11 protein-coding genes are annotated in these 12,103 nt (G+C 59.8%); all 11 read left to right on the top strand.

Going from position 1 to position 12,103, the window contains the following annotated elements; translation table 11 throughout:
* Nucleotides 1-81: 81 nt before the first annotated feature.
* The 11 genes from oiaX (at nucleotide 82) to apnL (ending at nucleotide 12,084) form a co-directional block, all read left to right on the top strand.
* On the top strand, nucleotides 82-1,338 hold the full coding sequence (gene oiaX / locus LPU83_RS62420; protein WP_024314115.1) for a 3-oxo-isoapionate-4-phosphate decarboxylase OiaX: 1,257 nt from the start codon (nucleotides 82-84) through the stop codon (nucleotides 1,336-1,338).
* A gap of 5 nt (nucleotides 1,339-1,343) precedes the next feature.
* Nucleotides 1,344-2,681: a four-carbon acid sugar kinase family protein gene (locus LPU83_RS62415; protein WP_024314116.1), complete on the top strand. Its 1,338-nt coding sequence runs from the start codon at nucleotides 1,344-1,346 to the stop codon at nucleotides 2,679-2,681.
* 1 nt (nucleotide 2,682) lies between these two features.
* The gene (locus LPU83_RS62410) at nucleotides 2,683-3,471 is read left to right on the top strand and encodes a triose-phosphate isomerase (protein WP_024314117.1); all 789 of its coding nucleotides are present in this window, start codon (nucleotides 2,683-2,685) and stop codon (nucleotides 3,469-3,471) included.
* Between the two features lie 11 nt (nucleotides 3,472-3,482).
* Nucleotides 3,483-3,929: a D-erythrulose-4-phosphate isomerase gene (gene derI, locus LPU83_RS62405; RefSeq protein ID WP_024314118.1), complete on the top strand. Its 447-nt coding sequence runs from the start codon at nucleotides 3,483-3,485 to the stop codon at nucleotides 3,927-3,929.
* A 76-nt stretch (nucleotides 3,930-4,005) separates the two neighbouring features.
* Nucleotides 4,006-4,833 carry a phosphogluconate dehydrogenase C-terminal domain-containing protein gene (locus LPU83_RS62400; protein ID WP_024314119.1) on the top strand — a complete coding sequence of 276 codons (828 nt, stop codon included), beginning with the start codon at nucleotides 4,006-4,008 and terminating at the stop codon, nucleotides 4,831-4,833.
* 79 nt (nucleotides 4,834-4,912) lie between these two features.
* On the top strand, nucleotides 4,913-5,854 hold the full coding sequence (locus LPU83_RS62395) for a D-ribose ABC transporter substrate-binding protein (protein ID WP_024314120.1): 942 nt from the start codon (nucleotides 4,913-4,915) through the stop codon (nucleotides 5,852-5,854).
* 73 nt (nucleotides 5,855-5,927) lie between these two features.
* Complete coding sequence (locus LPU83_RS62390; RefSeq protein ID WP_024314121.1) at nucleotides 5,928-6,572, top strand: DUF2291 family protein; 645 nt, start codon at nucleotides 5,928-5,930, stop codon at nucleotides 6,570-6,572.
* Entirely contained in the window at nucleotides 6,569-8,119 is a 1,551-nt protein-coding gene (locus LPU83_RS62385; RefSeq protein WP_040680813.1) for a sugar ABC transporter ATP-binding protein, read from the top strand. The genes LPU83_RS62390 and LPU83_RS62385 overlap by 4 nt, the downstream gene beginning before the upstream one ends.
* The gene (locus LPU83_RS62380; RefSeq protein WP_024314123.1) at nucleotides 8,116-9,180 is read left to right on the top strand and encodes an ABC transporter permease; all 1,065 of its coding nucleotides are present in this window, start codon (nucleotides 8,116-8,118) and stop codon (nucleotides 9,178-9,180) included. The genes LPU83_RS62385 and LPU83_RS62380 overlap by 4 nt, the downstream gene beginning before the upstream one ends.
* 1 nt (nucleotide 9,181) lies before the next feature.
* Nucleotides 9,182-10,216, top strand: coding sequence for a Gfo/Idh/MocA family protein (locus LPU83_RS62375; protein ID WP_024314124.1), 1,035 nt, complete (start codon nucleotides 9,182-9,184; stop codon nucleotides 10,214-10,216).
* On the top strand, nucleotides 10,213-12,084 hold the full coding sequence (gene apnL / locus LPU83_RS62370; RefSeq protein WP_024314125.1) for a D-apionate lactonase: 1,872 nt from the start codon (nucleotides 10,213-10,215) through the stop codon (nucleotides 12,082-12,084). Before LPU83_RS62375 ends, apnL begins: the two co-directional genes overlap by 4 nt.
* Nucleotides 12,085-12,103 lie beyond the last annotated feature (19 nt).

Below are 12,103 nucleotides of genomic sequence, written 5' to 3'. Positions count from 1 at the left end.
ATCAGTTGGAATACTCATTATACCAGATCACGAGTTGACGCCATGACAATCTTTCGTGGCGAGAGGAGCAACCGGCAATTCATGATGATTACGCTGACCTACCGCATCGAGACGCCTGGGAGCGTCGAGACGATGGCGGACAAAATCGCAAGCGACCAGTCGACCGGAACCTTCGTGCCCGTTCCTGGTGAGACCGAGGAATTGAAATCACGCGTCGCTGCTCGCGTGCTGGCGATCCGCCCGCTCGAAGGTACGAACCAGCCGACTTGGCCGGAGGTCACTCCCGGCACACAGATCCATCGCGCCGATGTCGACATCGCCTTTCCGCTGGATGCGATCGGGACCGATATCTCCGCATTGATGACCATCGCGATCGGTGGCGTCTATTCCATCAAGGGCATGACCGGCATCCGCATCGTCGACATGAAGCTGCCTGACGCCTTCAAGGGTGCGCATCCGGGCCCACAGTTCGGCATATCAGGCAGCCGCCGTTTGACCGGCGTTACAGGGCGCCCGATCATCGGGACGATCGTCAAGCCGGCCCTTGGGCTGCGGCCACACGAAACAGCAGAGCTCGTCGGCGAGCTGATTGCGGCCGGCGTCGACTTCATCAAGGACGACGAGAAGCTGATGAGCCCGGCTTATTCGCCGCTCAAGGAGCGCGTTGCAGCGATCATGCCGCGCATCCTCGATCACGAGCAGAAGACCGGCAAGAAGGTGATGTATGCCTTCGGCATCTCGCATGCCGACCCCGACGAAATGATGCGCAACCACGACATTGTTGCCAATGCTGGCGGTAACTGCGCCGTCGTCAACATCAACTCCATTGGCTTTGGCGGCATGAGCTTTGTTCGCAAGCGCTCCAATCTGGTGTTGCATGCGCATCGAAACGGTTGGGACGTGCTGACCCGCGATCCCGGCGCCGGCATGGACTTCAAGGTGTACCAGCAATTCTGGCGGCTGCTCGGGGTCGACCAGTTTCAGATCAACGGCATCAGGATCAAGTATTGGGAGCCTGACGAAAGCTTTGTCTCGTCCTTCAAGGCTGTCAGCGCGCCGCTATTTGATGCCTCCGATTGTCCGCTTCCAGTTGCCGGTTCCGGCCAGTGGGGAGGACAGGCCCCGGAGACCTATCGACGGACCGGCCGTACCACCGATCTTCTCTATCTGTGTGGCGGGGGCATTGTCAGCCACCCTGGCGGCCCGGCGGCTGGCGTCCGGGCCGTGCAGCAGGCCTGGCAGGCCGCCGTTGCAGACATCCCGTTGGACATCTACGCGAAGGATCATCCGGAGCTCGCCGCCTCCATTGCAAAATTCGGCGACGGCAAAGGCGCGTGACGGTTATGGATCGACTTCTCGTCAGCTATTACGGGGACGACTTTACCGGATCCACCGATGTCATGGAGGCGTTGGCATCGAACGGTGTTGCGACGGTGCTCTTCCTCGACATTCCCACGCCCAAAATGCTGGCGCGCTTCAAAGATTGTCGCGCAATCGGCATTGCTGGGACAAGCCGCAGCGAGACGCCCGCCTGGATGCAACAGCACCTGACGCCTGCTTTCGAATGGCTAAAGTCGCTTGGTGCCGCCATCTGTCACTACAAGGTCTGCTCGACCTTCGATTCCGGCCCCGAGATTGGCAGTATCGGCAAGGCGATCGAAATAGGCCGTGCGACGTTCGGGCAATCGACCGCGCCCGTCATCGTCGGGGCGCCGCAATTGGGGCGCTACACGGCGTTCGGCACTCTCTTTGCCGCCTACCAGGGCCGTATCTTTCGCATCGATCGCCATCCTGTGATGAGCCGCCATCCGGTGACACCGATGGACGAGGCCGATCTTGCAATCCACCTGGCGAAACAGACCCGCGTTCCGATCGTGGTCGCGGATCCTGACGCAATCACCTCGACCGACGCCGATGCCAGGATCGACGAACTGGCACAGAATGCACCCGGAATTCTGCTCATCGATGTCGATTCTGCGGCGACACAAGAGGCTGCAGGCCAACAGCTACTCCGCCTCACCAGCAGATCCGGGAGCTTCGTTGCTGGTTCATCGGGGGTTGAATATGCCCTTCTGCGTGCATGGCGCCATAACGGCCTCATCAGCGAAAACAGCGTCGAGTTTCCAGACGTCGGCCCCGTCGACCGCCTAGCGGTCGTGTCAGGCAGCGTATCGCCGACGACTGAGCGGCAAATCCGAAGTGCAGTCGATAACGGCTTCGAGAGCGTCGCCCTCGATCCGCTAGCACTGGTTTCGGAGGATGGCGACCGCTGCGTGGATGGAGCGGTACAGGCTGGCATCCAGAAGCTTAAGGAAGGCAAGAGCGTGATCATCCACACCGCTCTCGGGCCATCTGCGGACATCGGTGCCGACATCGACAAACATCCGGGCGCGCGTCACAAGCTCGGACGTGCACTCGGCACGGTCTTGCGTCGCCTGATCGAGAGAGAAGGGCTTGCTCGGGCCGTCATTGCCGGTGGCGACACGTCCAGTCACGCACTCAGGCGGTTGAAGATCGACGCATTGACGACCCTTCTTCCGCTTCCCCAGACGCCGGGGTCTCCGCTTTGCCTCGCTCACGGTGACTATCCGCCGACCACCGGCCTGCAGATCGCTCTTAAAGGCGGTCAGGTCGGAACAGACGGTTATTTCGCGCAGATACGCGACGGAAGGAAGAGTTGAGATGGTTTTCTGGGTCGGCACCAGCTTCAAGATGAACAAGACCGTTGCCGAAGCGCTCGCCTTCGCGCGCCGCCTTGCCGAGACAGACTACGAACGCGACGTTCGCGTACAGCGGTTCGTCATTCCATCGTTTACCGCCGTCGGCGAGGTCAAACGCGCGCTTGCCGGTACTTCGGTGAAGGTCGGCGCTCAAAACATGCACTGGGAGGATGCCGGTGCCTGGACGGGAGAGATTTCTCCCTTGATGCTGAAGGACTGTGAGCTCGACATCGTCGAGTTGGGTCATTCCGAACGACGCGAGCATTTCGGGGAGACCGACGAAACCGTCGGCCTCAAGGTTTCGGCCGCTATCCGTCACGGTCTCATTCCCGTGATCTGCATCGGCGAGACATTGCAGGAACGCCAGCAAGGCCAAGCCGATGCTGTCGTGCGGCGGCAGGTCGAGAAAGCTCTGGCGGGCGTGGGCAGCGCAGCCGGCCACGCTCCGATCCTGCTCGCTTACGAACCCGTCTGGGCGATCGGTGTGAACGGTATTCCGGCAACAGCCGACTATGTCTCGCAGCGGCACGGAAAGATCGCCGAATTGGCCAGGTCCATTCTTGGCCGTTCGGTGCCGGTCCTCTACGGCGGAAGCGTCAACCCGCAAAACTGCGAGGAACTGATCAGCCAGGCGCACGTCGGCGGGCTGTTCATCGGCCGTTCGGCTTGGTCCGTCGACGGTTACCTCGACATTCTTCACCGCGTTAGCGCGGCGATCGAACGCAAAATTTCTGTGCCCGCAGGCGAGTGAAGGAACCTGTTATGAAGATCGCAATTGGCGCAGACAGCGCCGGCAAACCACTCTTGGATGTCATTGCTGCCCATCTTGGAAGCAAGGCCGACCTCGAAGTCCATGATCTTAGCCAATCCGGCTTCTATGCCGACCTTTCCCAGCGTCTCGCGCAGACGATTGTCAACGGCGAACATCACCGCGGCATCCTGATTTGCGGCACGGGCATCGGCGTCTGTATTTCTGCAAACAAGGTGCCAGGCATTCGCGCTGCTCTCACGCACGATACCTATTCCGCAGAGCGTGCGGCGAAATCGAACAACGCACAAATCATTACGATGGGCGCACGTGTCATCGGACCAGAACTGGCGAAATCGATCGTCGATGTCTGGCTTGCCTCCGAATTCGACCCGCAGGGTCCGTCGGCTGGAAATGTCCAGGCAATTGACAGGCTCGACGCTGAAAAGCCCGCATCATAACAATTAAGTGGTGATATGGTGATTGACTCATCATACCAGCATATGATCCTATCCAAAACTCAAAAGGTGAGGAAACATGACTAAGATTGCCCTCTTCGGTGCCGGCGGGAAAATGGGGTACCGGCTTGCGAAAAATCTCAAGGGTTCGCGTTTCAACGTGCGCCACGTTGAGGTTAGCGACGCAGGTAAAACCCGTTTGAAGAATGATCTTGGCCTCGATTGCCTACCGGTCGATGCTGCCCTCGATGGCGCGGAAGTGGTTATCCTTGCCGTGCCCGACAGCGCGATCGGGAAAGTCGCGGCAAGCGTCGTCGACAAGCTGAAACCCGACACCATGGTTGTCGTGCTGGATGCTGCGGCCCCCTTTGCCGGTCACCTGCCGAAGCGCGACGATCTCACCTATTTCGTCACCCATCCCTGTCATCCGCCAATCTTCAACGACGAAACGGACATGCCGGCGAAGAAGGACCACTTCGGCGGCCTGTTCGCCAAGCAGCACATTGTCTCGGCGCTGATGCAGGGGCCCGAAAGCGCCTACGCTCTCGGTGAGGAAATCGCCAAGCTCATCTGGGCCCCAGTCATGCGCTCGCACCGGGTCACGGTCGACCAGCTTGCCATGCTCGAACCTGGGCTGTCGGAAACGGTGTGCGCATCGCTGCTCGTCGTCATGCGACAGGCCATGGATGAATGCGTTGCACGCGGCGTGCCTGAAGAAGCTGCCCGCGACTTCCTGCTCGGCCATATGAACGTGCTCGGCGCGGTCATCTTTAAGGAAGTCGACGGCGTCTTCTCAGATGCCTGCAACAAGGCGATCGAATTCGGCATTCCAGCCCTGATGCGCGACGACTGGAAAAAGGTATTCGAACCACAGGAGATCGCCGAAAGCATCCGGCGCATCACCTGAACCGGCTTGGGGAAGGCCTAAGGCTACCCCTCAACCGCCCCAAGGGAGACGGGGCTTTGTTCACACTCGGGAGGAAAAAATGAGACTAACGCGTAGACTGACACTTACAGCCTTTGCCGGCGCACTGGCGCTCGGAACTGCCATTCCGGCCTATTCGGCCGACCTCATCGCCATCATCACGCCGGCGCATGACAATCCCTTCTTTAAGGCAGAAGCCGTCGGCGCCGAAGCAAAGGCGAAGGAACTTGGCTACGAAGCCCTCGTCATGACGCATGATGACGATGCCAACAAGCAGTCGGAAATGATCGACACCGCGATCGGACGCGGCGCCAAGGCGATCATTCTCGACAACGCTGGAGCGGACGCGTCTGTCGCAGCCGTCAAGAAGGCAAAGGATGCGGGCATCCCCTCCTTCCTGATCGATCGCGAAATCAACGCAACCGGCGTGGCTGTTGCCCAGATCGTCTCGAACAACTACCAGGGCGCGCAGCTCGGCGCGCAGGAATTCGTCAAGCTGATGGGCGAGAAAGGCAACTACGTCGAGCTGGTCGGCAAGGAGTCTGACACCAATGCCGGCATCCGCTCGCAAGGCTATCACGACGTCATTGACGACTATCCGGACTTGAAGTCAGTCGCCAAGCAGTCGGCGAACTGGAGCCAGACGGAAGCCTACTCGAAGATGGAAACCATCCTGCAGGCAAATCCAAACATCAAGGGCGTCATCTCCGGCAACGACACCATGGCCATGGGCGCGATCGCAGCACTGCAGGCGGCCGGGCGCAAGGACGTGATCGTCGTCGGCTTCGACGGCTCCAACGACGTGCGCGACTCCATCAGGTCTGGCGGCATCAAGGCGACCGTTCTGCAGCCCGCCTATGCACAGGCTCAGTTGGCTGTCGAGCAGGCAGACGCCTACATCAAGAACAAGACCACGCCCAAGGAAGAGAAGCAGTTGATGGATTGCGTTCTCATCAACGCAGACAATGTTGACAAGCTCGAGACCTTCGCTCTGACGAACTAATCAGCCGTGAATTGCAGAGGGGCAGCGCTGCGCCCTCTGCAATTCCTTTCGTATGACGTCGAGGTTCACCCGCATGTTGAGAATGAAGGGCGCCCTACTCGCTGCTGTGGTGGTGGCGATGTTGCCCGGTTGCAAGATCATCAAGACGCCAACCGCAGAAGAAAAGGCGGCGGCAGCGGCCAAGACCGCCTTCGACCCGAACGCAAAGGTCGAGGCGATCTGGCAGTCCGAGGTCATACCCTATTTCGAGAAGCGCTCCGGCGAACTCAAAGACGTCGTGCAACTGGCCACTTCCAGCCCCGATCAGGCGGGCGAGAAATACGGCAATCCGCGCAAGCAGAGCAGCTCGCCGTGGACGTATGCGGTAAAAGTCAACGGCAAGGTCATTGCTGCCGATACAGCCTCGCGCGCGGCAACGCTCGATGTCGACGCCGATGGCGATGGCAAGGCCGATGCGAAGGTACAGATCGGGCCGGCGCTGCGAGGCACGGCGCTGCGCGACACGCTGGACTTTGTCAATTTCAACGAATTCAAGAACCAGATCGAGTGGGCTCAGTTCGGCAAGGCGTTCAACGAGAAGGCCAATGCGGCCTTCCTGTCCGCCGTCCCGCGCGAAGGCCTTGTCGGCAAGACAGTAACCGCGATTGGCGCCTTTCCGCTCCCCAACGGCGGCCAGCTTCCATTCGTCACTCCCTCCGAACTGACGGTGGGATCATGACCGCAAACAAGATATCGACGCACGGCATCATCCTGCGGCTCGACGATGTGTCGAAGGTCTATTCGGGTATCGTCGCGGTGAAGCGCGCCCATCTCGAACTGCGCCAGGGCGCGGTCAACGTCCTGGTGGGCGAAAACGGCGCAGGCAAGTCGACACTCATGAAGATCATCGCCGGCGTCGAGCACCCGACGCACGGCCGCATCATCCTTGACGGCGAGCCGGTATCTTTCAACAGCCCGGCCGATGCGCAGGCGCACGGCATCGGTATGATCTTTCAGGAGCTCAATCTCTTTGCCAACATGTCGGTCGCAGAAAATATCTTCGCCACGCGCGAGATGACGCGCGGCCTCTTCGGTATCGATCACAAGGCGCAGGTCCAAAAAGCCAATGCATTTTTGAAGCGTTTGGATGCCGGGATTGACGGGGAGACGATGGTCGAGGATTTGCCCATCGGCCAGCAGCAGCTCGTCGAGATCGCCAAGGCGATGTCGTTGAATGCGCGTATCCTGATCATGGACGAGCCGACATCCGCTCTTTCGGCTGCTGAAGTTGAAATCCTGTTTAAGGTGATTGCCGAACTCAAAGCCCAGGGCGTCGCGATCGTCTACATCTCGCACCGACTGGAAGAGCTGATGCGGATCGGCGACTACATCACGGTGCTACGCGACGGCCAAATCACCGGTCAGGCAATGGTCCGCGATATCGACACGCGTTGGATCGTGCGCTCCATGATCGGCTCGGACGCCAAGGATTTTGCAAAGTCTGTGGACCACGCCGTCGGCAGCGAGGTCTTTCGCGCCGAAAACATCAGCCTGCCGCGAGCCACGGGTGGGCTTTCGGTCAACAACGTCTCCTTATCGGTCAAGGCAGGCGAAATACTCGGCATTTATGGCCTCATGGGTGCGGGGCGCAGCGAGTTCTTCGAATGCGTGATCGGACGTCACATGCACTCGACCGGCAAAATCTTCATCGATGGCAAGGAAGTTCGCGCCCGCGATACCACGCGGCGTATCCGACGCGGACTTGCCCTGATTCCGGAAGACAGGCAGCGGGAGGGTCTGGTCCAGGTCCTTTCCATCGCTTCCAACCTAACCCTGGCAAGCCTTGGCCGCTTCACCCGCCTCTTCCATATCGACGGCAGCGCCGAGAAGAACGCCATTCGCGATGCGATCCGCGATCTTTCAATCAAGGCGCCCAACCCGGATTTCGAAGTAACCTCTATGTCGGGCGGCAATCAGCAGAAGGTGGTCATCGGCAAGGCACTGATGACCAATCCAAAGGTGCTTTTGATGGACGAGCCAAGCCGTGGCATCGATGTGGGCGCCAAGGCCGATGTCTTTCGCACCATGCGCCGGCTGGCGGCAAACGGGCTCGCCATTTTGTTTTCGACGTCTGACCTCGAAGAGGTCATGGCGCTTTCCGATCGAATCGCGGTCTTAAGCAACGGCCAGCTGGTCGCCGTCTTCGACCGGAGCGAGGCCACGGAAGAAGCCATCATCGCGGCTTCGGCCAAGGGACACGGACATCAAGGGAAACTCGCGTCATGACGGCGGCCACCTCATCCAATACTTCGCCTGCGAGCGCGAACGGTTCTGTACTGCTGACGCTGATGAAGCTCAGGACGTTCATCGCGCTGTTTGCCGTTATCATCTTCTTTGCGATCTTCGCGCCGAACTTCACCTCGACTGCAAACATGATCCTGATGTCGAAGCATGTCGCGCTCAACGCCTTCCTGGCGATGGGCATGACCTTCGTCATCATCACCGGCGGCATCGACCTGTCAGTCGGATCGATCGTCGGGCTTTGCGGCATGGTCGCCGGCGGTCTGATCCTTTACGGCATCGAACTGCCAATCGGCTACACCATCTATTTCAACCTCTTCGAGATCGTATTCATCACGCTTTCGATCGGCCTCCTCATCGGCCTCATCAATGGTCTGCTGATTACCAAGCTCAACGTCGCGCCCTTTATTGCGACGCTCGGCACCCTTTACATCGCACGTGGGCTGGCGCTGCTCTCGTCGGACGGCCAGACCTTTCCGAATCTTGTCGGCCGGCCCGAATATGCGACGACCGGCTTCGACTTCTTCGGCGCGGGGCGCATTTTCGGCCTGCCGGTATCGATCTGGATTCTGATCGTACTTGCGCTGCTCGCCGCCTATGTCGCGCGCTCGACGCCAATTGGCCGTCATATCTTTGCCGTCGGCGGTAACGAGCGCGCCGCACGGATGTCGGGTATCCGCGTCGACCTGGTAAAGATCTTCGTCTACATGTTCTCCGGCCTTTGCGCGGCGATCGTCGGTGTCATCATCTCGTCAGAGTTGATGGCCTCGCACCCGGCGACCGGTGAGAGCTTCGAGCTCAACGCGATCGCCGCGGCCGTTCTTGGCGGCACGTCGATGTCGGGCGGACGCGGGACGATCGGCGGCACGATCATCGGAGCATTCGTGATCGGCATTCTCTCGGATGGATTGGTGATGATGGGGGTCTCGTCCTTCTGGCAGATGGTCATCAAGGGATTGGTGATCATCATCGCCGTGGTTGTCGACCAGGCGCAGCGCCGCCTGCAACAACGCGTCACTCTCATGCAGATGGCAAAGGCAGGTTGAAATGACTGAATTGAAAGGTGCATTGATCGGTTGCGGCTTCTTTGCGATCAACCAGATGCACGCCTGGAACGATGTCGAAGGCGCCAGGATCGTCGCGATCTGCGATCGCGATCCCGAGCGGCTGAAGGTTGTTGGCGATCAGTTCGGTATCGATCGTCGCTATAGCGATGCCGAGGCGTTGTTCGCCGACGGCTGGTTCGATTTCGTCGACATTGCCACGACAGCACAGAGCCACCGCGCCCTCGTGGAAATGGCTGCCAGGCGCAACATAGCGGCCATCTGCCAGAAGCCGTTCGCCAAGACGCTATCGGACGCAAAGGCGATGGTCGAGGCGTGCCGCCATGCCGGCGTAGCGTTGATGATCCACGAGAACTTCCGCTGGCAAACACCGATACAGGCGGTCAGAAAGGCGCTGGATGCAGGCGCCATCGGCACCCCCTTCTGGGGGCGTTTTTCCTTCCGTTCGGGTTACGACGTCTTCTCCGGTCAGCCGTACCTGGCAGAGGGCGAGCGGTTCATCATCGAAGACCTCGGCATCCATACGATCGATATCGCCCGCTATATCCTTGGCGATGTTTCCTCACTCACGGCTCGCACCAAACGGGTCAACCCGAAGATCAAGGGCGAGGACGTGGCGACCATTCTCCTTGACCACGAAAACGGCGCCACCTCGGTGGTAGACGTCAGCTACGCGACGAAGCTCTCCAAGGAACCGTTCCCGGAGACATTGATCGAGCTTGATGGCTCCGAGGGCACCATCCGTCTGACGCAAGGCTACGGCCTCCAGGTAACAAACGCGCAGGGCACGACGACCACGGACGTATCTCCAAAGTTGCTGCCATGGGCCTCGCGGCCATGGCACAACATCCAAGAGAGCGTCCACGCGATCCAGCAGCATTGGGTCGATCAGTTGAAGCGCGGCGCCGAGCACTCAACATCCGGGGCCGACAATCTGAAGACGTTTGCCCTTGTCGAGGCCGCCTATGACAGTGCAGCCAAGGGGCAGACAATCGACGTCGGAGCGATGCTGCGATGACGATCGACCTGTTCCAGCTCTACGGCACCCATATCGTCGAAACGCCACCGGTTCGACTACGTGCCGGAAAACTGGTAGCCGATTTTGCCAATGGCAACCTGCGCACCATCCGCTACAATGGAACCGAGGTGCTCAGAGCAATTTCTTACCTTGTTCGCGACCGGGATTGGGGCACCTACAGCCCGCAGATCGACAATCTTACGATCGAGCAGAATGAGGATCGTTTCGAGGTCACCTATCGCGCCTGCTGCTCTGGAGCGAACGAGACTACACTCGTCATCGACGTTCGCATCGTTGGAAGCCCCGACCGACTTGACTTTGAGGCCGAAGCCGTGGCCAAGACCGGCTTCGAAACCAACCGCTGCGGCTTCTGTATTTTGCATCCGATCGTCGGAGTGGCCGGCGCACCAGCGACGGTCGAGCACGTTAAGGGCGCCGTCGTGGCAACACGGTTTCCGGATTTGATCGAGCCCTGGCAGCCGTTCAAGGACATGCGCGCCATCACCCACGACGTAATGCCTGACGTGAAGGCAGAATGCCGGATGGAGGGCGACATCTTTGAAATGGAGGATCAGAGGAACTGGTCGGACGCATCCTACAAGACCTACGTCAGACCGCTCGCCCTTCCGTGGCCGTACCAGATCGCCGCCAACCAGCCCGTTCGGCAAAAAACGTCACTGATCATCACTGACAGCCGCAGCCCCTTACGAGAGCACCCTTCTGCTGGGGCCTCGGGTGGAGCTATCAACCTCGAGCCCGGGGCGCGAAGCGGCACCATGCCGGCGATCGGCCTGATTATTGCACCCGAAGACGCTGACGCGACCTTGTCGGCAAAATCCGTCCTGTCGGAGATCGCTCCCCAGGAACTTCTCTTCCATCTCGATCCTGGTGCCGGGCATGGCGTCGACGTGCTCAAGCGGTTCGCAGCAATCGCCGCCGCCCATTGCGGTCGTTCGACGCTGGAGATAGCACTTGCCTGCAAGCGGTCTCCGTCCATCGAGGTGGGCGAGATCGCCAACCAGATGCAGTTGGCAAAGTTCAAGCCGGATGCGATCATGATCTCGCCTGCCATCGACCGGCAGTCGACGCCGCCCGGTAGCAAATGGCCCGATTGCCCGCCTCTCGAAGAGATCTACGCTGCAGCCCACTTAGCCTTTCCAGGCATTCGCATCGGTGGCGGCATGCTGAGCTATTTCACTGAGCTCAACAGAAAGCGCGTTCCCGATGGACAGCTTGACTTCGTCAGCCACTGCACCAATCCGATCGTCCACGCAGCAGACGATCTCAGCGTCATGCAGACATTGGAAGCCTTGCCGTTCATAACCCGATCCGTGCGCGCGATCTACGACGCAAAGCCCTACCGGATCGGCCCGTCGACCATTGCGATGCGGCAGAACCCTTATGGCAGCCGCACGATGGACAATCCTTCGGGCGGACGCGTACCGATGGCCAACCGCGACCCGCGCCATAACGGGCGCTTCGCAGAGGTTTTCGCGCTGGCTTACGCGATACGGGTACTGGATGCCGATCTCGAATGCCTGACACTTTCTGCATTGACCGGTCCATTTGGTTTGATCGCCGGTCCGGCAGAACCGATCGAGGAAGGCGGGCGGCGCCCACTGTTTAATACCGTACGGGCACTGGCTGCATTGGCTGGTGCATCCTGGCAGGAATGTGTCTCCTCCTCCCCCTCCGAGGTGCTGGCTTTCGTTGCAGGGGATGCCACAGGAGAAAAGCTTTGCATCGTTAATTTGACGAGCGAGGAAAAAGCGGTCGACTGCGGTGCATGCAAGCCAGCATCAAAGAATTCAGGTACGAACCTGTTGCTCGCTCCACTGGCTAGCCTCGTCGTGCGACTGGCGGATTGACCCGCTCGGTACCAATTGC

The sequence above is a fragment of the Rhizobium favelukesii genome, from assembly GCF_000577275.2.
GTDB lineage: Bacteria > Pseudomonadota > Alphaproteobacteria > Rhizobiales > Rhizobiaceae > Rhizobium > Rhizobium favelukesii.
Note: the sequence above shows the minus strand (reverse complement) of the source record. Positions and strands in the feature narration are given on the sequence as shown.

Excerpts from the sequence above, each read along its gene's own strand:
- oiaX (WP_024314115.1), top strand. The coding sequence starts at position 82 with ATGATGATTACGCTGACCTACCGCATCGAGACGCCTGGGAGCGTCGAG.
- LPU83_RS62415 (WP_024314116.1), top strand. The coding sequence starts at position 1,344 with ATGGATCGACTTCTCGTCAGCTATTACGGGGACGACTTTACCGGATCC.
- LPU83_RS62410 (WP_024314117.1), top strand. The coding sequence starts at position 2,683 with ATGGTTTTCTGGGTCGGCACCAGCTTCAAGATGAACAAGACCGTTGCC.
- derI (WP_024314118.1), top strand. The coding sequence starts at position 3,483 with ATGAAGATCGCAATTGGCGCAGACAGCGCCGGCAAACCACTCTTGGAT.
- LPU83_RS62400 (WP_024314119.1), top strand. The coding sequence starts at position 4,006 with ATGACTAAGATTGCCCTCTTCGGTGCCGGCGGGAAAATGGGGTACCGG.
- LPU83_RS62395 (WP_024314120.1), top strand. The coding sequence starts at position 4,913 with ATGAGACTAACGCGTAGACTGACACTTACAGCCTTTGCCGGCGCACTG.
- LPU83_RS62390 (WP_024314121.1), top strand. The coding sequence starts at position 5,928 with ATGTTGAGAATGAAGGGCGCCCTACTCGCTGCTGTGGTGGTGGCGATG.
- LPU83_RS62385 (WP_040680813.1), top strand. The coding sequence starts at position 6,569 with ATGACCGCAAACAAGATATCGACGCACGGCATCATCCTGCGGCTCGAC.
- LPU83_RS62380 (WP_024314123.1), top strand. The coding sequence starts at position 8,116 with ATGACGGCGGCCACCTCATCCAATACTTCGCCTGCGAGCGCGAACGGT.
- LPU83_RS62375 (WP_024314124.1), top strand. The coding sequence starts at position 9,182 with ATGACTGAATTGAAAGGTGCATTGATCGGTTGCGGCTTCTTTGCGATC.
- apnL (WP_024314125.1), top strand. The coding sequence starts at position 10,213 with ATGACGATCGACCTGTTCCAGCTCTACGGCACCCATATCGTCGAAACG.